This window comes from Pseudomonas baetica, from assembly GCF_019733355.1.
Taxonomy (GTDB): domain Bacteria; phylum Pseudomonadota; class Gammaproteobacteria; order Pseudomonadales; family Pseudomonadaceae; genus Aquipseudomonas; species Aquipseudomonas baetica_A.
Window position 1 is genome coordinate 87,222 of the sequence record NZ_JAIHLQ010000020.1, and the last position, 22,584, is coordinate 109,805.

Here is a 22,584-nt window from a genome sequence, read left to right on the forward strand (position 1 = left end):
GGAACACAACATGTTTGCATGGCTTAAACAAAACGCTGTTGCAGCGCGTGAAGCACTGACTACTGAAGTTTCAAAGTTCAAGAACCAGAAGTTTCTTGATGCGATGACTGCGAATTGCGCGCTCATCTCGGCTGCGTCAGGTGGTATCTCTTCTGAAGAAAAACAGAAGATGACCGGTTTCATTCAAAACTCGCCTGAGTTGAAAGTGTTCGACATGGGCGACGTAATCAAGGCGTTCAACGCACACTGCGAAAAGTTTGAGTTCGACTTTCAGATTGGCCAGGCCGAAGCACTGAAGGTTATCGGCAAGATCAAGAACGATGCTGGCGCTGCCCGGCTCTTGGTTCGAGTCGGCTGCGCCATTGGTGCGTCTGACGGCGACTTCGATGACAAAGAAAAAGCGGCGTGCCGCTTGGTCTGCCTTGAGCTGGGCCTTAACCCAGCTGACTTTGAACTTTAAGGAGTGGTACTTTGGACACTCACATCGGTTTCCCTCCGCTGACCATGGCGGTATTCGTGGGGATCGCGCTCGGCGCGCTTCTCCTCGACATGGTCACTCACCGCGGTGACAAGCCAATTTCCCTGGCTAAGGCTTCGATTTGGTCGATCTTCTGGATCGCTATCTCGTTGGCGTTCGCCGGCTTCTTATACGTACAGCATGGCCCGGAGGTTGCCAGCCTGTTTGTAACTGGCTACGCCCTAGAAAAAGTTCTCAGCGTCGACAACCTGTTTGTGTTCATGGCGATTTTCGCATGGTTCAAAGTGCCGGATGGCATGCGTCACCGCGTGCTGTACTGGGGCATCATTGGCGCGATCGTGTTCCGCGGCATCTTCGTTGCCATTGGTACCGGTCTGCTGGCTTTCGGTCCATGGGTCGAAATCGTGTTCGCCGTGATCGTTGCGTGGACCGCAGTTATGATGCTGCGCGCCGGCGGCGATGATGAAGAGGAAGAGGACTACTCCAAGCACATGGCTTACCGCTTCGCACAGAAGTTGTTCCCTGTGTGGCCGAAACTCCACGGCCATAATTTCTTCGTCAGCCGTAAGCAGCTGGAGGTGGAACTCCAGAAGCCTGAGAACAAAGGCATGACCCTTGCAGCAAAAGGAACAGTTTTTGCGACCCCGCTGTTCCTCTGCCTTGTAGTGGCCGAAGTTTCTGACGTGTTGTTCGCGTTCGACTCTGTGCCGGCGGTGATCGCCGTTAGCCGTGAGCCCCTGATCGTCTACTCTGCCATGCTGTTTGCGATCCTGGGACTGCGTACCATGTACTTCGTGCTCGAAGCACTGAAACGCTACCTGGTTCACCTGGAAAAATCTGTAGTCGCCCTGCTGTTCTTCATCGCCATTAAGCTCGGCCTGAACGCTACCGACCACATGTTTCACCATGGCTACACAATCGATGCAAACACCAGCCTGCTAATCGTTATGGTTGTACTGGTGATTGGTGTAGTTGCAAGCCTTGTCTTTCCAGGCAAGGAAGAAGCTCAAACTGAAACCGCTGAGTAATAGCCCATACCACAAGGAGTAATACCCATGGCGTTGACCCTACAGAAAGGTGGCAATCTTTCGTTGACCAAAACCGACCCGAGCCTGACCAAAATTTTGGTAGGCCTGGGCTGGGACCCGCGTGCTACTGATGGTGCTGAGTTCGACCTGGACGCCAGTGCGCTACTGCTGGGCGCAAATGGCAAAGTACGCGGGGAAGCCGACTTCATTTTCTACAACCAGCTGAAAAGCGTTGACGGTTCGGTTGAGCACACAGGCGACAACCGCACTGGTGCGGGCGACGGCGACGACGAAGTAATCAAGGTAGACCTGAGCCGCATCCCGGCCGACGTGGACAAAGTGGTCTTCATCGTTACCATCCACGATGCAGAAGTACGCAAGCAAAGCTTCGGTCAGGTCGGCGGCTCCTTCATTCGCATCGTTAACGATACGACCAATGCGGAAGTCGTTCGTTACGACCTGGCAGAAGACGCATCGACTGAAACTGCGATGGTGTTCGCTGAGTTGTACCGCAACGGCGGCGAGTGGAAATTCCGGGCTGTTGGCCAGGGTTATGCCGGCGGCCTGAAAGCTCTGGCCAATAACTACGGCATGAATTTTTAACGCCTAAGCCGTTAATCTAATTATCTTTTTTTACCTGGCCTTGATCTAAAGGCCTTGTCTACCTTACTAAAAGGAATCGAAAATGGCCGTATCTCTGCAGAAAGGCGGGAACGTTAGTTTGTCTAAAGAGGCTCCAGGCCTGACCGAAGTCACTGTAGGTCTGGGTTGGGACGCACGAGTTACCGATGGTTCGAAATTCGACCTCGACGCGTCGATCTTCATCCTGGGTGAAAGCGGCCAAGTCCTCGACGACGCCAGCTTCATTTTCTACAACAACAAGAAATCGGTTGATGGTTCTGTTGAACACATGGGCGACAACCAGTCCGGCGAAGGCGAAGGTGATGACGAGCAAGCCACCGTCAAGTTGAACGGTCTGGCTGCCGCTGTGAAGAAGCTGGTTTTCGCAGTGACCATTCACGACGCTGAAGCGCGCAAGCAGAGCTTCGGCCAGGTTGCCAATGCTTACATCCGTGTAGTGAACAAGGCTGACGGCAAAGAACTGGCGCGCTACGACCTGAGTGAAGACGCTTCGACCGAAACCGCCATGATCTTCGGCGAGCTGTACCGCAATGGCGACGAATTCAAGTTCAAGGCGATCGGCCAAGGTTTTGCTGGTGGCCTGGCGCCTCTGGCTAAATCGATGGGCGTGAACATCGGCTAACCCGCAAGGGTTGAGAAAGCCCCCGCGAAACGGGGGCTTTTTCTTGCCTACAGAAAGACCACGGAGTTGGTCCTGTAGGCGGTTTCGACTACTTCATCACTAGGAGCGACTGCTGGCGATCGCCACGGCAGTCCACCGGTTCTCGGGTTTAAAAGGATATTTGGATGGGCATGTTTCGTGGGGTTGTAGCTGCAGGTGTTTTGGTGTCTATGTCAGGCTGCGGAGCCTACAACGACTTCCAGGCAAACAATGCAGTTCAAGAATACAGGCAGGCATGCCTTGGAAATTATACGAATGAGTGCGAAAGCAAACTGGTCGACACGAACATTGTCATGCTCGAGCTCGCACGAAGCAACATCGAGCGGGAGAAGGACTCGATCGTGCAAGTCGTCGGCAAAGATGGATTTGATCGTTTCTCAAAAACTGCCAATGAGCTAATTGACCACTTGGTCGATCAACAGGAAAACAAGCGTCCAGGTTTTTTTGCGCGATGGTTCCTAGGTGAAGGTCAACCGTTCGGCAATACCCGCAACCAACTTTTTGACATTTCAGACATGCAAGAACTGCGTGCTGCAGTGCTTCAAAAGATCAGCGCCGGTGTTCAAGCGAGCAAAGCATCTGCTAAGCCTAATGAACCAATGACGGAGACTGAGGCAATCTTGTTAGGCAAGGTACCTCAAGCACCGACTCAGGCTCAGGTCACCCCGACTGCCCGGCCGGCGGAACCAGCAGCTCAGGCCGTCGAACCGACTGTTCAGGCAAAGGCATTAGTGCCATCCGACCTTGCTGCATCTGCAGATCGGATGATCGCGAGTGAAATCGCCCAGGATGGCGGGGATGAATACAAGGAGGGCCGTCAGGTTATTTTTGCTGACCTGAATAACGACGGCATCAAGGATGCCGTGGTGCTTTACACGATCGAAGGTCAAGGTGGCGGTAATGGCTACTTCCAAACCCTTGCCGCGTTCATTGGCAACTCGGCAGGTTGGGACTTCCGTGGAAAAGCTGTAGTCGGCAATGGTGTCCAGGACATTCAGGTAGTTGATCCCCAAACCGTCAGACTGACGGTTCTCTCCGTCGGTCCGGATGATGCGGATTGCTGCCCGAGTGTTCAGAGCACCGAAAACTACAAGTGGGACGGCACGACATTTCTTCAAGCCCCAACGTCGTAAGTAAGAGCCAGGCTTCAGGCACCTAGTCGTGTGCATACGAGCGCGGTTAGGCAGGGCTCTGGCGAAACGCTGGAGCAAACAAAATGAAGGAAAAATCGAATATGTCGCGATTCAACATCGGCTCTGGCCTTTTCGTCATGTTGCTCACCCTGGTATCAGCCTACTCCAATGCCACCAGCTTTGATTGCACCAAAGCTGCAAGCTTTGCTGAGAAATCGATTTGCACAGATTCTGCACTCAGTCGTCTGGATGAGCAGATGAACTCCGAATATGTCCGCGCTTTAGACGTAGCGCCGAACAAGGCCCAGGTCCGTCAAGATCAACGAGACTGGTTGCGTCTGCGCGACAACTGCAAGACCGCCAGTTGCTTAACCGCTTCGATGACTGATCGGCTCAGTGTTCTATTACGCACCAAGGTGGATCAGCCATCTAAAGCGCCAACCTCCGTTGCCGCTACCCGGGTTGATCAATCTGAAACGAATGTGATTTCAAAGGCCGCTACTTCTCCGATGGTCCCCGCCGTGGTGAAGCCGGCAGCCCCGCGAAATGCCACGGATGATCATCAAGCGATCCTGAACTTGAAGATTGGCCTGTTCGTGATGGCAATGTTGCTGCTGGTCTGCATTTACCTGCACCGTCGGGGGACCATTACGATCTATCAGGACTACACCGACGCGCTTTGGACAACCTTGACTCCGATCTTGGGGATTGGTGCGTATTTCGTCGCGAGCGCCTGGCTCGAGGTACCACGCAACTACTCCATCATTGCTGCCTGTGTCCTTGGTGGTCTTATGTCATTGCAGGTGCTTATCCAAACGTACAGAAGCAACAGCATCTGGTTTTTTCTTTTATCCCTCTTCGCAAAGGTCATTCTGCTGACCTTCTACCTCCTGATGATGGCCCTCCTGCTGTGCGGCGGTGCGCGAACCAAAAGTGAGGCCCGGCGGCGGCGCGGCTGGGCAGTTCTTGCCACGACCGTATTCGTATTCCTCTCAGGCTGGATGTGCCGGAATCGGCAATTCAGTTCGATCGACGATTACATAGCCGGACGGGCATAAGTGACATATCGGAGGTCGCGCTATTGCCACATGCGCGACCACCGATGTAAATGGACGTCGGGCCAGTTTAAGGGGCCCGACCGAAGCCGGCATTTCAAACAACAAAGAATCCAGGAAGAAGGATCAAGGAGTAGTCATGGGATTTCGTTTCAGCAAGCGAATCACGATTGTGCCTGGCGTACGCCTTAACATCAGTGGAAAAGGGGTAAGTACTTCGATTGGGCCTCGTGGTCTGAGTATGACGATGGGCCGCAATGGCACCTATCTCAATGCGGGCTTACCCGGTACTGGTCTTTCATATCGTGAAAGGATCGACCGGCCCAGCAGATCGAGTAGCTCTCAACCAGGCCCTGCCGGAAGCGAATACTCTGGCCAGGTAAAGGTGAAAGTAAACGACGATGGCACGTTGTTGATTACGGATATGGATGACATCGAGTTGCCGGCTGCTGTCATCAAACGCGTCAAATCCGAGATGGCCGATTCCATTCAGGATTTGCTGACGAAAGCAGCTGATAAGGTCAATCAGGATCTCGAATCATGCCTAGGTGTGCACCTACTGACGCCTCGGCCGGGGGCCATGCCGGTAATCCCAGTTCCTTTCGCCATTGAAGAACCCACGAGGCCTACTCAGCAAACGCCAGGCTTAATGGATCGAATGCTACTGCGCAGCTCGAAGATTGAGCGTGAGGCCGAGTCGGCGGAAGAGCAGTATCGACAAGACCTCGCGAACTGGGAGGCAACGCGGGACGCCCATGAGTTTGAACGCACCGAAATCGAGAAAGCATTCCGGCTGGCGGCAAAGGGCTTCAGTGCTCAGATGGAACGTGCTCTGGACTATGTGTTGAGCGGCATTGCCTGGCCAAAAGAAACACAAGTGGCCTATGAGTTCTCGCAAGACGTTACCGGCGTCGCGCTCGATGTTGATTTACCTGATGAGGGAGATATCCCGCAGCGCAGCGCTGAAGCCAGAGGCAATGGCAAGCTGACCTTTAAGAATCGTTCGGACGCCCAGGTGCGTAGGGATTTTGTCGCCTTGTGCTATGGCTCTCTGTTTCGAGTTATAGGAGAGGTATTTGCTCTACTGCCGGCGATCCAGAAGATCTTGGTGTCTGGCTACATTCAGCGTAACAACCCTGCTACCGGTGCGGTGGATGACCACTATGTGCTCTCGGTCTTGGTAGGCCGGGATCAGTGGGATGCGATTGACTTTAATCGTCTGGAGACGATCGATCCTGCAGCGACCTTGAACGCGTGTGGCGCAGTGGTAAAGCTAGACCGCTCTGCGCGTTTTGTTGAGGTGACGCCGATGGATATGTCGGTCTTGAACTGAAGATAACCGCGGCGGCTAGAGCCGCCGCGGTGTGGGGCAGGGCAGAGCGGGAGTGGATTAGCGAATGATTCCTTCGCGCTTTGCTTCCAAGATCCACATCGGGAATTCCCGCATCAGCCGGTCGTACAATTGCTCTTCCGTCATGTCGTGCAGGTCATCCAGGGCAAAGAATCCGCAGTTGTCCACAACTCTCCCGGGCATGGTGTCCAGTTTCTCAAGAATGCCGTAATTCCGGCCTGCTAAACCTACGTATTGCCAGAAGATTCCCAGCTTCGCTGCATCCACCATTAGTTGCGTGATCTTGCGGTTTTCAGACACTCCACCGTCGCTAATGAAAACGACAAACATTGGGGTTTTGTCTTTAGACGCTTCGAAGGACTCGATCACTTTTTGGATCGCTCTCGGCTCATCGTTGTAGCGTCGACCCACGTCCCACTTGGTCCAGCCATTGTTGTCGGCCGCGACAAAGTTCTGGTAGTTGTTCAGTGTCACAGGTGAGAGTCGCAACGGCCGTTCGGCAAATGTCCAACACTCAAGTTCGGCGTCTGTATCCATTGCGACGGCGATGGGCACAAGTCGATTGAGTACTTCCTGCACCCGGCCGGTTTTGTATTGATTTCTCATCGAGTCGGTGACGTCGAGCACAAGCAAAACGCGAGCTTTCATTCCAACCAGGCAGGCTTTCTCGAGGCTAACCTGTGCCTTCTTGGCCAGACTGACCAGTTCCGGCGCGACAGCAGCTACACGCTTCTCCAGAGAGATTGTGGAGGGAGATGGGGCCGGTGCAGCCTCTCCAGCAACTTCGCCGCCAAAATGCCTCACGAGAGCGTCCAAGCCCTCGGCAAACCCCTGAAGGTTTGAGGCCAACCGCCACTCCCCATTCTTACGGTAAAGCTCAACGATCATTACCGCTTTCTCGGTTGTGAATGTGAGCCCTGAGAATGCGCAGGTCGCTCCTATCTCACCAGCTGGGCTGATTACTTTGAAGTTGCCATTCTGGATGTCATTCATCGCCCCGGGACCGTCGATGGAGGCTGTAAAGACCAAGCGATCGATAGAGGCGGGCAGGGTGGCTAGATTAATTTCAAACTGGCCACCGGTGGCGAGAACCAAACTGCGGCAAGGCGTGAAAGGCTGATTGAAGAAGACCATGTAGCGATCATCAGAAAGCTTGCCATGTTCGTCGACACCGAAACAGACGAAGTCGATTGCGCTGGGGCTTTCGATGTTGACCGAGAGAGTGAGTGAGAGACCGGGAAGAATATTTGCCAGAGGCATACGCTGGCCTTGGGTGATCTGCATGCATGGTTCCTTGTGACGATTAGAGCGCCTGATTATGAAACGGCCAAGGTGATACAGCCGTTTCACAAGAGTGGCTGGTATATCCGTAGGCTTAAACTTAACGGCGCTCGACGTTTCTGCAAGTCTTATACGGCCAATGAGGTCGCAGCGGGAAATTCCTATGGGAAGAACTGTTCATTCTCTCGAGGACACGGGGCAATTCATCATGGGTTGACGAGGCCGATGATGCTTGCATACAACCAAAATAGAAATCCAGCGGCGGCCGTGTGCCGTCGCGGGAGTACTTGTCAAGCATGAATCTGCTGAAAGCGCCTGCTAGCACGAAAGCTTAGACATACTGTTTTTTGCCGCTCCTTTCGATTGGGTGGCCTTTAAATACGTGTGGGCCGTCCATGGTCAGCTCAATTTTGTCTCCCTTTCGAGTCAGCCACGGGGTGGCTTCGCTGCCGGCTTTGGAGGTAACTCCGGACGGGCGAAGCAGGACAAAGTCCTGGGAAATTTCGATCTGCCCGATCACATAGGTATACACCATTGAGCTAAAAAAACCGGACTTGAACTCGAATTCGCATTCCACGACTTGGTCGCCATACTCCATCCGCATCTTAGGTTTCAGCGATGCCACCGAAATCGCACCGTTATCTACTGCTGAATAAACGCTGCAGACCAGCGCTACCTTGCCGCCCATGAGCTGCGAGATTGCTGGGTTAATTTCGACGGTTTCAATACCAGGAGCGGAGGCGCTGGCGCTGATCACGTCGCCGGTATGGAAAACGAAGGGATCGACGTCAAAAGCCCCACGCTTATCAGGTGCCTGGATGATGGACATTCGCCCATCGGGACGAAGGATGCCGATTCGCAGATCGAGGTCGTCGTTGTCAGATCCGTCGCCGTTATCAACCCACGTAGCGCTGACGCGAATTACCTTTGGAGCTGACGGCCCTTTTTCGAGTGACACCTTGTGGCTGCTGCCAGGCTTGTCCAGTTTTACTACGGTCTTAGCGATGTTGACGGGCTTCGGAGGCGGTGCAGGTGTTACCGCCTGCCCGGAGGATGCATTGTCTTCAACTTCGATGCCATAAAACCCGCAAAGTCCGGCAAGACCTGAGGCGAAACCTTGCCATACAGAGCGCGCTTTGAGCTGGCCGTTCCGGACGTACAACTCAAGCACGATGATGCCCGTCTCTTGTGAGAAGGGCTCAGGGGCCAGTTCCAGGGTTTGGTCCCCGGCAATGACGATAGCGCGTAGGTCTTTGACTGCTTCGAAGCCGCCGGCGCTGCCGTCTTGCGTCAAAGTAATAGCGATCTTCGTTATGTTGGCCGGCAGTCGAGACGAGTCGAAGCTGATGCTGTGACTCACCGTGTCGCCACGAGCGACCGGGGGCGCGAATGTCGCCGCGCCTGAAGAGTGCTCTGGTGCATTGAAGAAAACCATGCCGCTGTCATCCACTACCTTGCCAGTGTCGGTGACCAAAAACGCAGTAAGGTTTACGTCTAGGTTGTTACCTGCCGCATGGGTAACTTCCACCCGCCCTTGGGAGGAAAAGATCGTTGTGTTCTCGCCGGGTTTGAGTGACTGATTCAATTCATGCCGCCTATTCCATGGGTTTTCGTAACGCATTGTTCATGCGCTGCGCTTTTGTTGTTTGAGCGCGAAGGCCGGCCAATGGGGAAACATCCCTCATTGGTGCTGATCGCATTGATGCAGTTTAACGGCTTGGCCGCCGGCGACCGCCGCGACATCCATTCTCCATTTACACACCGTCTGAAACCCAAGTTTGGAACGTACGAGAGGGAATGTTGTGCGCGACATTGAAAGTCCTCTCAGTCCCGTTAAGTTCTGTTCGTAGGAAACAAAAACATCTGCCCGGCGTTCTGCACCGGAATTCGACACGGCATTTTGAGTGGTGCGGTCTCCTGCTAGATGGCAATATGCTACATCTATTTGCGCTCCCCTCATCATCCAGGGTCTGGCGTTTAATTTCTGACAAGGACCCGTTGGATGCTAATCGCACTTGTGGTTTTGAACGCCCTTTATTTGATCTGCAGTCTGCTGTTCAACGCCGAGCTGCTCAACATGGCTGGCGCTGATATCCCCCTCCGAAAACTCGAAGTCCTTGAGACCTATAGCCAGATCCTGGCGGCGACGAGTATGTGCTTGCTGGTATGGCGAATCTGTTATCGACGATACCAAGGCAAGGGGAGGGTGCTGTGGGTTTGGCTCGGAGCATCGACACTTGTCGTTACGCCGTTGACGTGGTGGTTTCAGGGTGCGGCACCGGATTGGATCGCAGAGCAGTTCCCCGGCTCGCTACGGGTCAGTAGCCTCTACGCATACGTCACCAAAAAGGGATTGCTCTATGACTCCCTGACTATTCCGCAGATCCCCTATAAGGCTTACAAGGATCAGGGAGAGGGGAAGGCTTTTATAGCAAACCTCGGCGTTCTGATGAGTGTTCAAGGCTCTTACGTCGAGCGCATCGACAGGAACTTCCAAGGCTTTTCAGCTGCTGTTTTTCGTGGCTACACCGTCCGTAATGGAGACGCGTTATACGAGCGCTTGCAAGAAACTGTCGTGCCCTCAATCAGTGACATCAGCAGGGCGTATGCACAGCTTGAAGGTTTTCGTGCGGGAGGCATCTCGGGGAGTGAGTGGCGACCGATCAAATGGCCGAATGCAGGGGAAGATCTGGGATACCAGCCGACCATTGACGAGTACGCCCGGTCAATCAATCCCGGTGTGCGGACACGAGATGCTCTGGCCAACACCACCGAGGTTCGCCACATGGCGAAGACCAAACTCGGTCCTCTCTATGTGAAGGGCATGAACCTTCTGGCTACGCGAGAGCAGTACCAGGCTTATCTGCCTGGCATTGCCGACAACATGGCCTATGACGTCGCTCACACCGACATCCACGGGGCTGAAGGTTTGAACGTCCTCAAGAATATGTGGTTTATCCCCTTCTCCCTTCTTAGTGGGTTGTTCTTCGGCGGCATCAGTCTTGTGGTCTTGATCATCTCGGGTGTTGAGGCGCTTCGAAGCCTCCCCGGGCGAATTCGCTTCGTTCGACCGGTCGCCGTGATTTCGATCGTTATGCTGCCTCTCGTTGTTGGCAACGCAATTGTCGATAGCCCCGGTTATAGAGATGCGTTCAGGAGCTTGGGCAAACAGCCAGTTGTGCTTGCCACCGTTTTCCATTGGGCCATGTCCTCAGAAGCAATGCTTTACAACATCACAAGGCCTCTGCTGAAAGCAGAGTGACCTACACAAAGGGAGAGTCACCGTGCGTAAAAAGTTTCTCGTTTCAGTACTGGCATTGGCCATCGCAGCATCAACCTCTGGCTGCGCTGAGTTGGGCATCAACAAGCAACAGGCTGGTACCGCAGTGGGTGTCGTCGCTGGCGCTGTCATCGGGCAGTTCATCGGGAAAGGCAACGGACGGATCGTGGCAACCCTGGTCGGCGGTGCACTGGGCGGTTACATCGGTAACAAAATCGGTGCAAAACTCGATGAGCAGGATCAACAGGCCCTGGCGCAACGCACGCAAGATGCTTTGAACGCCTCGCCGAGCGGGTCCAGTTTGCCTGTGTCCTGGACATCGGCGCATTCCGGCGCTTCGGCGGAGATCGTTCAGGGCCAAGAGTTCACCCAAACCAAAACGGTTGAAGTGAAACGTGCACCTAAGATCGTTGCCGTCCCTTCGATGAAACTCATTAACGAGCAGTACGTCACCAAAAGCAGTTCGAACGTCCGCGCCGCGCCTGAAAAAGGCGCAGACAAAGTGGGTGGTTTGAAACCCGGCACCGAGTTCACTGCCGTTGGTTCGACAGGCGACTGGATTCTTGTCGGCCGCAAGGGTGTCACTGTCGGCTACGTCCACAAAGATTTGGTTGAACCAAAATCAGTAGCCGTTGCGAAGAGTGTGAAGCTCGCGGCCAACCTGGACGAGATGAACGTCGCTGCCGACAAGGAAACAAAGGCCTTCGATCTGGATTCGATCCCGACGTTGCCAACTCAGCAGGTCGCTGCTGAAACGTCTTGCCGGCCGGTGACAGTGAGCCTCAAAGCGGCCGACGGAAACACTGAGCAGGAGAAGAACACCTTCTGCAAACAAGCCAACGGCACCTGGGAACTCATCTAAGGGATCTTCATGAAAAACCGCGCACTCGCTCTCGTTGTAGTGGGTGCTTGCGGCATCGCGCCGCAAGCCTGGGCTCACCAGCTCGCCTACTCGAAGACAGAACAGATCCAGGTGAACGTCGATGGTGAGGCGACCACCTGGTGCAAACCAGAAGTGGCCATCACCATGCAGCGTCCAACGTGGGATGACCAGAAGCCGCTGAACACGCTTCTATCGAAGCTCCCGTATATTCTCGGACAGGAATGCCCGACGGCCAAGGTCACCTGGAAAGCAGTCGACGCAAAGGGGGCGGTTTACGCCACCGGTGCGGGCAATGCGACCAATCTGGGCCTGGCCACGCTGACTTCACCGCCTGCCGCTCCGGCCGCTGCCGCGCCCGCTGTTTCGGTAGCCCCCGTGACTTCTCCTCCTACGCCACCAGCAGCTGGGGCGGCTGCGTCTGTACTACCAGCCGCCGCTGCGCCTACTGAGCCTGCCGTCGCAGCGCCTGTGGCTGCTGCACCGGCCCCAGCGCCTGTAACGGCACCTGTGATACCACAACCAGCACCAGAGGCTTCACCCGCGCCAGTGCAACCGGTGCCGGTGGCTCAAGTACCTGTGACGGTTGCGCCCGTTGCCCCTGTTGCTCCTGTAGCTGCCGTGGCCACAGTACCTGTGGAGGCAGCTTCAGCCGCCGCCCCTAAGCCTGCCGCTCCAGCTGAAGCGCCGGCCGCTGTTGCCGCCGTTCCTACCGGTGACTTCGGCCGCTCATTGGTGCTGGCCAACCAGAACCTGATGGGGATTACCGACGGAAGCGGATGCAAATGGGTTATCAGTAAGTCGGTAACTGATGAGTCCGATCCAAGTCTGTCCTTTGCGTCGACACCCGCCATGCCTTGCTCTGCATCAGGCTATGCCGAGGGGTCCTTTGACAAATTGCGTTGGGCGGTACCGAACACCTATCGCGGTGATACCTGGTCAAAAACAACCGTGCACCCGAGCGGTCTGATGTTCAACCAGGCACTGGTCCCAGCGGTGAAAGGCAAGGCGCTTTCTTTCCTGAATAGCCGGGCAGACCAAGCACTCTTTCAGGTGGGTGAACTGCCTGCGCGTAACATGAAGGTGTATTTGGCCTTTGAGCGCCCCAACTACCGTGTCCTGTCGCCGTTCTCCAGTGATCCGTATTACGTAGTGATCACTGCAGATGAGGCATTTGCTCTTGATGCGGTTGAGTTGAAGCGCGCTGTGGTTGAGGTCTACCAATTGGTGAAGGCAACGTCGCCAACGACCGTCGGCCTGTCGAACCTCTTCTTCGCCAAGAACTTCGAAGCGCTTTACCCCGAGGGATACGCGTCGGAAACCAAAGACAACATTCTCAAAACGCGTATGGGCGAGAACCGTGGTGAGTTTTACTTCGATGCTCGCCAAGGCAATAACTTCGCCCTGCGTCGCGAGGAGATCCGCATGAGAGAAGTACGTCGCCTGCAGCAGCAAATGGCTGAGCTGCACACACGCGTCTTGGAGCGTTACGAACAACTCAAATCCGGGATGAAGGAATTCGAAGGTCGGGAGGCTGAAGCGCTGGCGCAGATGGCCGGTATCAAAGTCACCTTCCCATCGCCGATCGCAATGCAGGACCCGAGCTCTTCAAAGTCCGCTGTGCCGATGATGATTCACGTCACCGGAAAGAGCGGCGACTTCTACGAGGTCGACTTCCCACGTAAGGGGCGTGTACAGGCTGATGCTGAACTGGAGAGCCAGTGGTACGTGCTGCCGGCGGCAAACATGACACCCTTCCTGCCGCTCGAAGACGGTCGCGCCGTTCCTACGTATCGCGTGTATACCGCTGGCGCGGCTGAGGCCTGCAAGCAAGACCACTGTGCTGACAGAGTGTCATTTGGTGCCGTACTGGCCAAGGAATTTCCTAGCGCCGGGATCGACTTCAACTGGACGCCTGCAGTCTCTCAGCAGCACGTGATTGATTGGCAGCAAGCATCTGCTCAAATTCAGTAAGGCAACCGACTATGAAAACGATGAACAAGAAGCACATCCTCATCGCCGCTGCGGTCGCCGGTATTGCGATTCTTGCGGCTGGTGTGGGGTTATCGAGCTCCGGCAAGAAGCAAGCGCTGCGTCAGTACGATGAGATGAAGGAACAGTACTTCCTCGAGAACGTCCTGAGCGAGGGAGATATTTCCTATTCCTTCTGGTCGGGAAACGTCACCGTTGAAACACCAGAAATCCGCCTGGTTGCAGCAGAGACCAACGGCGCAGATAAATTCCTGAAAGGGATTATGGGGCTGCTCGGTGGAATGGACTCCGGGGCAAAAGAGTCTGCCCTGGTCGAATGGTCACGGTATCTGCTTTCGTCCAGTACTGGTGGCGGTCGTGCCGGTGGCGTTTACTTGAAGGCCGACGCCCTCAAGGTTAGCCGCGAAGGTGATAACAAGAAGGGCGAGATTCATGTCCAATTGTTGGGCATGGACATGAGTACTCCTTACCTGTCGCACAAAGGCACAGATGTGGTCCTGCCTTCGGAAGTAGCGGATGAGATCCAGCCGCGCGCGGAGATGGATCAGTACGGAGGCGTGGTCAAGTCGCCCTACTCGTGGGGTAGCAATATCGTCCAACGTCTGCCGTTCACTGGTGCATTTATCACCGGCGCTACAGGGGAGTTCGGCACCAAAGTTGACTTGGACTTCAAGCTCACGCGCTCCAGCGACGGCGAAGGCTCGGTCGAGTTTGTAGTGGTGCATCGTAATGACGGCAGCGAAGTTGGCCGGATTGTGCGCGAGGCTAAATTTGCGTCCATCCCAGAGCTTGACGATGTCCAGGCGCAACTCAAGAGCGCGCTAAGTGGCTTCATCATGGGGGCTTACAGTACGTCCATGGGCCAGGCCGTAATTGCGGAAGCCGCAGGTGACTTTGCTCGTAAGACCAAGGTGGCCAGCTACTCGCTGACCTACAAGGGCTTCGACCAGTTAAAGGAGTCGTTCGACGAATTCAAGGCCGCTACCAAGCGTGAGGAGTTCACCGGCTTTTGCAATGAAACAGGCCTATCAGGTTATCAGAGTGACTTTGGAGTCAAGGGCAAGGATCACAGCGATTCGGAGTGCGCGATCGCTCAAAAGCTGGCCACCGATGCCAAGTTTGAAGAGTCCTACATTTTCAAGGAAGACAAGTCGTTATTTTCCGGCCTGTTCGTGAGCAAAAGCTTCACGCTTGAGACGAACTGATCACCACATTTCCTAGAGCCTGGAGTGCGGTCCGCCGTACTCCACGGTCACCTAAAAAAATCTCAAGACAAAGGCAGGCATTTCATGACGAACGTTTCCAAATGGGCAATCACGGCGCTCTGCTCGGTGCTGCTGGCCGGTTGCGGTTCAAGCCAGGACAAAGCTGAAGAACTGGTCAAGTTGATGGGCATGGACGTCCAATACAAGATGGTAGTGCAAGTCGCCACGTCGGGTTATGCATCCAAATATCGCGAAGTCGCGCCAGAAAAAATCAAGGCCGTGATCGAGGACAACATTTCCCAGGACCTACTGAAAGACACCCTGGTCCAGGTCTACGCAGATCACTTTGATGCCGACGAACTCGAATTGATGATCGAGGCCAACAAACATCCGGATCAGGCGATGAAAATTATCATGGGCTCTAAGGACGGCATGAAGTTGGCAAAAAAATCCATGGACGTCCAGGTGGATCTGCAGCGTGATATGGCCAAGGCGTTCGAGGATCGCGATGAGGACATTGTCGACGAACTGGACGACCTCCGAAAGGATGCCCGCGGCTGACCTTCATTTGCTCCGAACCACGGTAATCGACGCGGCTGCTACGGACAGTTCGAGGTAGCGTTTGGCAATTCATGGAGGGTGGGATGAGGTTTATTTTGGTAATGCTGCTGGTGCTCAGCGGCTTCGCTCACGCCGGTTGCGGCAGCATCAACAACGACGATCAACGCGCCTACTGCTACGTCAAAGAGGGGAATGGGAGCTGTGCGAGCATTAAGGACGACGATCTGCGCGCTACCTGCTATGTGGAGGCCGGCAATGGCAGTTGTGCGAGTATCCGTGATGATGACAAACGCAAATACTGCTACGTGAAAGAGGGCAACGGAAGCTGTGCAAGCATCAACAATGACGACTTGCGTAACGCCTGCTACGTCGAAACAGGCAACGGGAGTTGCGCGAGTATCCGTGACGACGATCAGCGATACTTGTGCTACGCCAAGACTGGCAATGGCAGTTGCGGGAGCATCAAAAACGACGACTTGCGACGTCAGTGTGAAATGGTAAAGCGCTGACTGGCTTGCTTTTGCCAGGCCGGATAAAAGAATCTCACCTACAAAAAATGCCAGTCAGGTAACTGACTGGCATTTTTCATTCTGCGGCTAACGATCCTCCAAGCTGAAAAGGCGAGTGGTTCAACCGCTCAACCCAGTACTTCGCCCCTGGTCTTGCGCTTGAATCGCCGGCGCAGGAAAAACACCACAAACAAAATAAGCAGCGTGCCTACGGTGAGGAAAATCGTGTTGAACCAAGGAAACGGCTCTTCGCGACTGTTCGTGGCTTCGATGTCTGTGATGTTTGGGAACACGGACAAGATTTGAATGCGCCAGCCGTAATAACGAATGAGAGCCAGCTGCTGGGCATCTCGTGAGTAACCCTGGGCCTTTGCCTGAACATCGGCCGCGTCAAACTTGAAGTACCACGGAAAACTCCACCCGGTATCTTCATTGCGATAGACCATTACGTTTTTCGATGTTGGGTGTTCAGTGTTAATGAAATACACATCCCGGGTAGGGCCGTCCGCGGGGTTTTCAGCATTAATGACGCCGTCATCATCCACACGTTTTACCTCGACGCCGGTGATGGCCACCACATCGTATTGCGGTAAAACATAAAACAGACCCAGGGCAGCGCCGGTGACCACCAGCAAAAACGCGCCGAGAATCACTCCTTTAATCCACTTCATGCGTGTGCTCCGTTATAGATGATCGAATTCTGCCCTAAATCGACCTAGGGATTTACTTTTAACAGTGACTTTTGGAAAAAACATGGTTAACAAATGTGTTTGCTCTAGACCTTGTATCTCGAAGGTGGCGAGCCAGCCTAATTGATTTTGGCTCTGTTAGGAGCGCCCAATAGCGAAGAAAATCACTACGTGCCCTGACTGTCATAAAAACCAGGGATATCTCCCTGGCCTGTATGGGTGGCCGCGAGATTTTTAACGAACAGATACCCAGCCTTCGACTACATCACCACCCCACTCAGCTTTCCACTCTTTCAGAATTTTGTGGTTGCCACCCTTTGTTTCAACAACTTCGTCGGTGTGTGGATTCTTGTAGACTTTTATCTGGCGTGGCGCTCGCTGGACCTGTTTACCGGGCACCGCTTTGGCAACCTTGCTCGCGGAAGCCTGCGGATCAAGGATATTGATCACGTCGCGGAGATTTTTCGCGTAGGAAGCCAGTAGGTCTTTCAACTTGGATTCAAACTCGATCTCTTTTTGAAGCTTCGGGTCACCCTTGAGTGCTTCTCGACGGGCCTCCAATTCGAGGATATTTGCTTCAATGGTACGGTATTCGTTGATGAGGCTCATTTGGTGCTCCATATGATTACGATTGCGTTACTGGCAAGACTCGAGATCCAAATGCCGTAGTGGTCCAGCCTAGAGCTCTCTGAATCTGTTCTGCCTGAAGCGCCTTTGGTGAGAAAAGGAGGTGCTATTGCGAGGCGGAGATCAGAATTTAGGTTTCAGTCTCAGATACTAAGTCTACCAATCCGTGGATTCTTTCCCAACAGGTTTCAGTTAAAGCCACCTTGAACTGCGCTCCGGCTATCTGTGAAATCTCCTTTTGAAGCGTTAATACAGAACATGAGCGGTTCGAAGGCAAAAATAGAGATTTCAAAGGTGACTGTAACGGTCAGACTATTTTTTCAAAATGTCTGTTGGGAGTTGGATTGAAGGCGAAGTGCGGTCGTTAGGTCTTAGTGTAATACCAGATGTAATTTGTTTCCATGCGCTAGAAAAATGCACCACATCACGATGGAGCGCATTGATATGATGACGTAATTGCAAGCCTATACTCCTGGCCGTCGTGTTAAAAGTCGATGGTCAGCTAGGCACCGCTGCTTCAAATTGATTGTTCATGAGCGCACGGACAAGGCATCCGATGGGTTGGTAATTTGGGGCTGCATGCAGAACGTTGTCATCATCATTTGAGAAGTCAAGATTGAATCCGTAATTTGCTTTGGACTTGAAACCTGAGGTCGTCGCCGTTATATTAACGGTTGGAGTGGGTTGGTGAGCTCTATCTAAATCTTGAATTCATATATAGGTATAAATGATGCTCATTGAAGTGATACTTTTTTTAACGGTGTTGTGCCTAATCGTCATTCCTATTGCCGTGTACTTTGTAGCCAATTTCAGTATATGGTGGGTGATCGCCTTGTGTTTTATAGCGCTCTTTGCACTGGAGTGCCATGAACCCAAAAAGAAGAAAACGTGATGTATATGCTGGCTCCATTCCGTGGCTACATAATCTTTACAAATTTCTGTTGTGTAGTTCAGTACCTTATAGTCAAGTTGGCTCTGGCTTGAAACTGTCCAGCCAAGCACTAATCCACTATTTTTTTCAAGTGCGCTGGGAGTTAATTGCTGCTTGCAAGGAAACTACCGAGAAAAGGTAGCCCGCAGCCATAGTGGTGCGGTAAGCTGTGGATATGCTCGGACAAGGGTGAATACCGTCGAGAAACCCTCAAAATCAGGCCAGGGTATTAATTCTCAGCTTTTCACTTCAAGTTGAAAAAGGGAAATTTCGGTGGAAACTAGTACAAAATCTCCAGTCGGCACTCGTGTAGTTTTGTATTTGGCTATCTTGTTAGTATTGGGAGGCTGTATCTATAATGGGCTCAGGATCTACATAGATAGGCAAACATACTCGCGAAGTGTTGCAGAGCTTGCCTTGCAAGCGTCGGCGCCAGTAACGCAGCGGATTGTAACGCGTGATGAGCATACTGAATACGAGAGGTGTGAAAGAGGTTTCTGTTGGAGTGCGCCTGATGAAGAAAGCCTAAAACAAGTAATGGAAATACAAGTTGGTGGAAATGGTGGGCTTCCCATGGTAGATACTGCTGCTTTTGAACAAGCCCTCAAACAACTGCAGGCGGACTACAGATCAATAAACAATTGACTTGGCACGATTCTATCATGAAGTTCTGAATTCCGATTTTCGGCCGGAGGCTGGGTTACTCAGTATCTGGGTGCATGTGTCACGATTCCTCAGCTTTCCAAACATACGGTAGTAACGCATTCCTAGTTGTGCGGGCCGCTATCGGTTGGCAAGATACTGAGTCTGAAACTGAGCACTGATACCATGATCTTCAAGTTACCCGGCGAGACCCTGCTTCGCCTTTGCGAAATTATTTCTGAGGCGCAGCGAGCCTTTACTGCCTCTCCGACGGTGTTGAGGTTTGAGAATGCGTTATTAGCGGAGGGTGTCTGTACGCTAACCGCGATAGGAACCCACTTGGTTGCCAATGAGAAACGGGGGTTTTCGGCCATTAAAGAACTGGTTGAAGACCTGGCCACTGTGTTTGACCTGTACATCCAGGGCATCTACCCCAGGCCTGAGTGCCTTGGTGATGAGGTTGAGGGCGAGAAGGGGTTGAATGCGGCCGATGCTACCTGGCTTCTCATCATGCTGGAGGCGATTGGGGTACAGGTTGATCCAAGTAGACTTGTTGAAGCACTCGTTACCCATATCGGGGATCGTAAACTTCTTACAGGCACTGAGTTCGACATCCTTCACTACAAGCATACCCTGGGAAAACGGCGGATCCAGTTGAATGCTGATCGAACCTTCCTTGAGGGGCCAGTTACCCAGAAGACGTTTAAAGACTCGATCGGGAATCGATACACCGTTTGTTCGCGGGGTGATCTGCCATATTCACTGGAAATCAGTGGGCCTAAATACCGGGAGCCCAAACCTCAGGAGGCGGTGACGTGCGACCTCTGCGGAATGCTCTACGTCACAAATCATCCTGGTGATGCGCGGCGGCACAAGACAACACACGATCGAGTGGTTCGCCGATTAAATCCCAAGCCGAGTGCGCGCCTTCAGAAGCGAGTCGTTACCGGGATTACCGGCGAACTCGTAGGTCCGGACGCCCCGCTGTGGATGCACGGTGAGGTGTACGAGAGGGCGGCAGCTTTCAGAAGGGAATTTGGTTACGATTTTATTCAGTGGCCTGGTGGCTCAAGTACACGCGCACCATCTGATTGGAGAGGCCATTTGTTTGCTGGCCCCGGGGGCGAAATCGCCGGAGCTTGCGCTTTCATGCATACAACGTCCAGAAAGGCTGAAGGAGAGTGGTCACTCCAATGGATCTGGATTGCCCCAATGTTCAGGCGTATGGGCCTCTTAGAGACCAGGTGGGCTGACTTTCAGCAAAGATACGGTGACTTCGATTTGGAAAAGCCTTTGTCTGAAGCCATGGTGAATTTCCTTTGGAAGCATGGATCAGAAGCACAGCGTGCGTCGTTGCCGGTCTTTTAGTTCAAAAAGGCTGCCCTAAGCTCATCCCATATAAGTCCGAGTATGTTGAGCAAAGCGACCCTTGCGGACCTTTAAGATTGGTTGGCTCCGTATGCTCTGGCGTAGACTGGGCAACTATTTTTAAAGCAATGGCGCGGCTCGACTGACCCGCTATATCAAATCCCGCAGTTACAAGTGGGGTTAGTCCGTAGAAGCCCCGGATAAGCCGCCTAAACGAGGAATCACGTTATGCCCGACCGTGGTCATCAAGCTAGCCACGCCCCAGCGTTTGAAACGAAGCCGGATCTTGAGCTTTACCAGACTGGTCACTACGGCGTAACCGGAATTGCCAATTACGATCCTGCACTTTGGGAGCGTGTTCGGCACATGGTCCGTCATAGGGCCAATTTAGACGGTCGAAGCGAAGGTATCGACTGGCTAACGGTGAGTAAAGGTCTGAATGCCAAGCGCGCTTCAATTAAGGGGCAGTGAGCGCAGCGCTACTAATCCCCAGGCTTCAGGCCCGGGGGCAAGTGCGCGCTGGACTGCGCTATGCACCTTATGTACTGCTACCTGCAGGGAAGACTCGTTGCGGCACGCAAGCACGTAGCTGAATACAGGTTCGATGCCCCCGAGACATTGGCCATCAGGTTCAATGTCCCATTTGCAGCGATGGCCATCAGCAATGCATTGCGTAGCAGTGGCTCAGCGGCTCGAAGCAATTCTGGACTTCAGCTACCACGCTCGCTTGCCAAGAGCACGCTGGTATCCCGTGCGGCAGACTTGACTAGGGTCATGACACGAGGTGCAAACTCTAAGGAGTCGTCAGTCCTGTAACGCTTGCCCATTAGCCACCACGCGTCTGCATATACCATAAGGGTAAAGCCAATCTTGCGGCTTTCCTTGCAGCGGGCTGTGACGTCGGGGAGGCGAGATCCTGAATGTAGTGCAAGTTGTCCAGGCAACGTACTGCGATACCGCAACGCTCGCCTGTGAAGGCCCCCCTCGTTAAACCTTCCAAATACTAAATCAACCCTCTTCAGGCTACGACGGTGCCCCGGGCTTTCACAGTCAGGTTTTGAGTTGTGCCCCGTTTAGAGCCGCAGTAGGGTAGATATCCCAATCCGAGGTCCAGACCTCCCGACCCTTGATGAGGCGATTACCAATGCTTGGTTGCTGCGGCGCAGAACGCATGAAATTCAAACCCAACGAAGATGAGGTTGATCAGGAACGCCTCGAGAAAATTGTCGAGAATTTGACCGTAGGCGACTGGGACGACTCAGTCATTGAAAAGCTGCGAGTGTGCAGCTGTCCTTGTCATGTCGATGGCCGTAACGTCATGTGCTGAAACTGTGGCCTTTCGCACCGCGGAAGCTTGCTCCCTGCTTAGTGTTTGATATGCATTGAGGGCGGCCAGCAGGTTCAGGTATCGAATGGCTGTAGGCATAGCTTCAGGAGCGTAGATTCGTGAGGGAGGAGTTAATGTCCAATGACCGCATCAATGATGCGAGAGCAAGAGAGGTCCTTGAGCGCGCGGCTACTGAACTCCTCGCCAAAGGCTGTGAGGAATTGGCTTTTGATATCCAACAACTTCTGCTCGAGACCATAGACGTCCCGGTGGAGTACGGCTGCCTGTGCTGTGGGGGCAAGCACTCTCCGTGGACAGCGCATTGCATTCATTGCAATCCCGGCCAGCACTTAACTTCAAACACGGCTGAAGCATTAAAGGCCTGCAGCTGGACCAACACACCTCAAGTCAACAAGGAAGTGCTCACGAGAGCAATTCAGGAGCTTGAGGCGGCAACTCGTACTCGTGACTTCACCAAAGATCTGCTGTCTGCATTCATCGCGGAGTGGAACGGCTATCTGGTGCTTGATCGGGTCGGTGAAGGCTCTGATGCCAGATTCGTCTATCCCGAGGTTGAGCTGGCGTTTGTCAGCTGGTGCAAGGGCGGGATCAAACTGAATGCAGCGCTGAATCAACTTGCAAACCAACGAGTTGTCGTCAAGCGACTGCGGCAAGAAATAAATGATCTCACTGAAACGGCCGAAAAAGTGGAAATCGAGCTGGAGTCCAGCCTTCACCATGCGCAACAGCGTGACACCGAAGCTTTCGGGCTTCTCAATCGGATCCTCAAAGGAACTCCCAGTGTTTCCAAGGGAGAGCTTCGAACTTTCCTCAAACGTGCGGAATCACTGAGGGCCTGGGGTGGCCAGTCCATGGCCCAGCCCCGTTTGAATCCCCCAATGGAGTAGCGGGATAGGTTCCAACTGCCGGCAGAAGAGAAAAGT

22 protein-coding genes are annotated in these 22,584 nt (G+C 53.6%); 18 read left to right on the forward strand and 4 right to left on the reverse strand.

The window, feature by feature from the left end; translation table 11 throughout:
* Positions 1–10: 10 nt before the first annotated feature.
* The 7 genes from K5E40_RS19300 to K5E40_RS19330 all read left to right on the forward strand — a co-directional run bounded on the left by K5E40_RS19300 (position 11) and on the right by K5E40_RS19330 (position 6,330).
* A complete protein-coding gene (locus tag K5E40_RS19300; protein ID WP_221732162.1) occupies positions 11–460 on the forward strand; it encodes a tellurite resistance TerB family protein in 450 nt (149 codons plus the stop codon).
* 44 nt (positions 461–504) lie between these two features.
* Positions 505–1,506, forward strand: coding sequence for a TerC/Alx family metal homeostasis membrane protein (locus tag K5E40_RS19305; RefSeq protein ID WP_078466138.1), 1,002 nt, complete (start codon positions 505–507; stop codon positions 1,504–1,506).
* Positions 1,507–1,533: 27 nt separating this feature from the next.
* Positions 1,534–2,109 carry a TerD family protein gene (locus K5E40_RS19310; protein WP_046071045.1) on the forward strand — a complete coding sequence of 192 codons (576 nt, stop codon included), beginning with the start codon at positions 1,534–1,536 and terminating at the stop codon, positions 2,107–2,109.
* Between the two features lie 82 nt (positions 2,110–2,191).
* On the forward strand, positions 2,192–2,770 hold the full coding sequence (locus tag K5E40_RS19315; RefSeq protein ID WP_046071046.1) for a TerD family protein: 579 nt from the start codon (positions 2,192–2,194) through the stop codon (positions 2,768–2,770).
* Between the two features lie 164 nt (positions 2,771–2,934).
* Positions 2,935–3,942 carry an LppP/LprE family lipoprotein gene (locus K5E40_RS19320; protein WP_221732163.1) on the forward strand — a complete coding sequence of 336 codons (1,008 nt, stop codon included), beginning with the start codon at positions 2,935–2,937 and terminating at the stop codon, positions 3,940–3,942.
* Between the two features lie 83 nt (positions 3,943–4,025).
* On the forward strand, positions 4,026–5,000 hold the full coding sequence (locus K5E40_RS19325; protein WP_194941014.1) for a lysozyme inhibitor LprI family protein: 975 nt from the start codon (positions 4,026–4,028) through the stop codon (positions 4,998–5,000).
* A gap of 136 nt (positions 5,001–5,136) precedes the next feature.
* Complete coding sequence (locus tag K5E40_RS19330) at positions 5,137–6,330, forward strand: DUF4236 domain-containing protein (RefSeq protein WP_194941015.1); 1,194 nt, start codon at positions 5,137–5,139, stop codon at positions 6,328–6,330.
* 57 nt (positions 6,331–6,387) lie between these two features.
* On the opposite strand, the gene K5E40_RS19335 is transcribed toward K5E40_RS19330, so the two are convergent.
* Both K5E40_RS19335 and K5E40_RS19340 read right to left on the reverse strand, forming a co-directional pair.
* Positions 6,388–7,632 carry a VWA domain-containing protein gene (locus tag K5E40_RS19335; RefSeq protein ID WP_194941016.1) on the reverse strand — a complete coding sequence of 415 codons (1,245 nt, stop codon included), beginning with the start codon at positions 7,630–7,632 and terminating at the stop codon, positions 6,388–6,390.
* A gap of 328 nt (positions 7,633–7,960) precedes the next feature.
* A complete protein-coding gene (locus K5E40_RS19340) occupies positions 7,961–9,214 on the reverse strand; it encodes a TerD family protein (RefSeq protein WP_194941017.1) in 1,254 nt (417 codons plus the stop codon).
* Positions 9,215–9,631: 417 nt separating this feature from the next.
* On the opposite strand from K5E40_RS19340, the gene K5E40_RS19345 reads away from it, so the two are divergent.
* The 6 genes from K5E40_RS19345 (at position 9,632) to K5E40_RS19370 (ending at position 16,056) form a co-directional block, all read left to right on the forward strand.
* Positions 9,632–10,891, forward strand: a complete 1,260-nt coding sequence (locus tag K5E40_RS19345; RefSeq protein ID WP_169904190.1) for a hypothetical protein — start codon at positions 9,632–9,634, stop codon at positions 10,889–10,891.
* Between the two features lie 22 nt (positions 10,892–10,913).
* Complete coding sequence (locus tag K5E40_RS19350; protein WP_221732164.1) at positions 10,914–11,771, forward strand: SH3 domain-containing protein; 858 nt, start codon at positions 10,914–10,916, stop codon at positions 11,769–11,771.
* Between the two features lie 9 nt (positions 11,772–11,780).
* Positions 11,781–13,763, forward strand: coding sequence for a hypothetical protein (locus K5E40_RS19355; protein WP_221732165.1), 1,983 nt, complete (start codon positions 11,781–11,783; stop codon positions 13,761–13,763).
* Between the two features lie 11 nt (positions 13,764–13,774).
* Complete coding sequence (locus tag K5E40_RS19360) at positions 13,775–14,986, forward strand: hypothetical protein (protein WP_033896493.1); 1,212 nt, start codon at positions 13,775–13,777, stop codon at positions 14,984–14,986.
* Between the two features lie 84 nt (positions 14,987–15,070).
* Positions 15,071–15,547, forward strand: coding sequence for a hypothetical protein (locus K5E40_RS19365; RefSeq protein ID WP_194941019.1), 477 nt, complete (start codon positions 15,071–15,073; stop codon positions 15,545–15,547).
* An 83-nt stretch (positions 15,548–15,630) separates the two neighbouring features.
* A complete protein-coding gene (locus K5E40_RS19370) occupies positions 15,631–16,056 on the forward strand; it encodes a hypothetical protein (protein WP_057710748.1) in 426 nt (141 codons plus the stop codon).
* A 128-nt stretch (positions 16,057–16,184) separates the two neighbouring features.
* Here K5E40_RS19370 and K5E40_RS19375 read toward each other — a convergent pair whose 3' ends face one another.
* Together K5E40_RS19375 and K5E40_RS19380 are read right to left on the reverse strand one after the other, a co-directional pair.
* The gene (locus tag K5E40_RS19375) at positions 16,185–16,727 is read right to left on the reverse strand and encodes a DUF1523 family protein (protein WP_078465791.1); all 543 of its coding nucleotides are present in this window, start codon (positions 16,725–16,727) and stop codon (positions 16,185–16,187) included.
* Positions 16,728–16,979: 252 nt separating this feature from the next.
* Positions 16,980–17,354 (reverse strand): histone-like nucleoid-structuring protein, MvaT/MvaU family, encoded by a 375-nt coding sequence (locus K5E40_RS19380; protein WP_194941020.1) that lies wholly within the window; start codon positions 17,352–17,354, stop codon positions 16,980–16,982.
* A 1,222-nt stretch (positions 17,355–18,576) separates the two neighbouring features.
* Between K5E40_RS19380 and K5E40_RS19385 the strand changes: the two genes are divergently transcribed.
* From K5E40_RS19385 to K5E40_RS19410, 5 genes are all read left to right on the forward strand, one after another.
* A complete protein-coding gene (locus K5E40_RS19385) occupies positions 18,577–18,948 on the forward strand; it encodes a hypothetical protein (RefSeq protein ID WP_153045949.1) in 372 nt (123 codons plus the stop codon).
* Positions 18,949–19,131: 183 nt separating this feature from the next.
* Positions 19,132–20,313 carry a C2H2-type zinc finger protein gene (locus K5E40_RS19390; protein WP_078465789.1) on the forward strand — a complete coding sequence of 394 codons (1,182 nt, stop codon included), beginning with the start codon at positions 19,132–19,134 and terminating at the stop codon, positions 20,311–20,313.
* 228 nt (positions 20,314–20,541) lie between these two features.
* The gene (locus K5E40_RS19395; protein ID WP_078465788.1) at positions 20,542–20,784 is read left to right on the forward strand and encodes a hypothetical protein; all 243 of its coding nucleotides are present in this window, start codon (positions 20,542–20,544) and stop codon (positions 20,782–20,784) included.
* A gap of 700 nt (positions 20,785–21,484) precedes the next feature.
* Positions 21,485–21,640 carry a hypothetical protein gene (locus K5E40_RS19405; protein ID WP_155007503.1) on the forward strand — a complete coding sequence of 52 codons (156 nt, stop codon included), beginning with the start codon at positions 21,485–21,487 and terminating at the stop codon, positions 21,638–21,640.
* Between the two features lie 134 nt (positions 21,641–21,774).
* Complete coding sequence (locus K5E40_RS19410) at positions 21,775–22,548, forward strand: hypothetical protein (RefSeq protein ID WP_153045948.1); 774 nt, start codon at positions 21,775–21,777, stop codon at positions 22,546–22,548.
* The last annotated feature ends 36 nt before the right edge of the window (positions 22,549–22,584 follow it).

Excerpts from the sequence above, each read along its gene's own strand:
- K5E40_RS19335 (WP_194941016.1), bottom strand. The coding sequence starts at position 7,632 with ATGCAGATCACCCAAGGCCAGCGTATGCCTCTGGCAAATATTCTTCCC.
- K5E40_RS19375 (WP_078465791.1), bottom strand. The coding sequence starts at position 16,727 with ATGAAGTGGATTAAAGGAGTGATTCTCGGCGCGTTTTTGCTGGTGGTC.
- K5E40_RS19395 (WP_078465788.1), top strand. The coding sequence starts at position 20,542 with ATGCCCGACCGTGGTCATCAAGCTAGCCACGCCCCAGCGTTTGAAACG.
- K5E40_RS19330 (WP_194941015.1), top strand. The coding sequence starts at position 5,137 with ATGGGATTTCGTTTCAGCAAGCGAATCACGATTGTGCCTGGCGTACGC.
- K5E40_RS19320 (WP_221732163.1), top strand. The coding sequence starts at position 2,935 with ATGGGCATGTTTCGTGGGGTTGTAGCTGCAGGTGTTTTGGTGTCTATG.
- K5E40_RS19365 (WP_194941019.1), top strand. The coding sequence starts at position 15,071 with ATGACGAACGTTTCCAAATGGGCAATCACGGCGCTCTGCTCGGTGCTG.
- K5E40_RS19310 (WP_046071045.1), top strand. The coding sequence starts at position 1,534 with ATGGCGTTGACCCTACAGAAAGGTGGCAATCTTTCGTTGACCAAAACC.
- K5E40_RS19405 (WP_155007503.1), top strand. The coding sequence starts at position 21,485 with ATGAAATTCAAACCCAACGAAGATGAGGTTGATCAGGAACGCCTCGAG.
- K5E40_RS19390 (WP_078465789.1), top strand. The coding sequence starts at position 19,132 with ATGATCTTCAAGTTACCCGGCGAGACCCTGCTTCGCCTTTGCGAAATT.
- K5E40_RS19315 (WP_046071046.1), top strand. The coding sequence starts at position 2,192 with ATGGCCGTATCTCTGCAGAAAGGCGGGAACGTTAGTTTGTCTAAAGAG.
- K5E40_RS19325 (WP_194941014.1), top strand. The coding sequence starts at position 4,026 with ATGAAGGAAAAATCGAATATGTCGCGATTCAACATCGGCTCTGGCCTT.
- K5E40_RS19380 (WP_194941020.1), bottom strand. The coding sequence starts at position 17,354 with ATGAGCCTCATCAACGAATACCGTACCATTGAAGCAAATATCCTCGAA.
- K5E40_RS19355 (WP_221732165.1), top strand. The coding sequence starts at position 11,781 with ATGAAAAACCGCGCACTCGCTCTCGTTGTAGTGGGTGCTTGCGGCATC.
- K5E40_RS19305 (WP_078466138.1), top strand. The coding sequence starts at position 505 with ATGGCGGTATTCGTGGGGATCGCGCTCGGCGCGCTTCTCCTCGACATG.
- K5E40_RS19300 (WP_221732162.1), top strand. The coding sequence starts at position 11 with ATGTTTGCATGGCTTAAACAAAACGCTGTTGCAGCGCGTGAAGCACTG.
- K5E40_RS19370 (WP_057710748.1), top strand. The coding sequence starts at position 15,631 with ATGAGGTTTATTTTGGTAATGCTGCTGGTGCTCAGCGGCTTCGCTCAC.
- K5E40_RS19360 (WP_033896493.1), top strand. The coding sequence starts at position 13,775 with ATGAAAACGATGAACAAGAAGCACATCCTCATCGCCGCTGCGGTCGCC.
- K5E40_RS19345 (WP_169904190.1), top strand. The coding sequence starts at position 9,632 with ATGCTAATCGCACTTGTGGTTTTGAACGCCCTTTATTTGATCTGCAGT.
- K5E40_RS19410 (WP_153045948.1), top strand. The coding sequence starts at position 21,775 with ATGTCCAATGACCGCATCAATGATGCGAGAGCAAGAGAGGTCCTTGAG.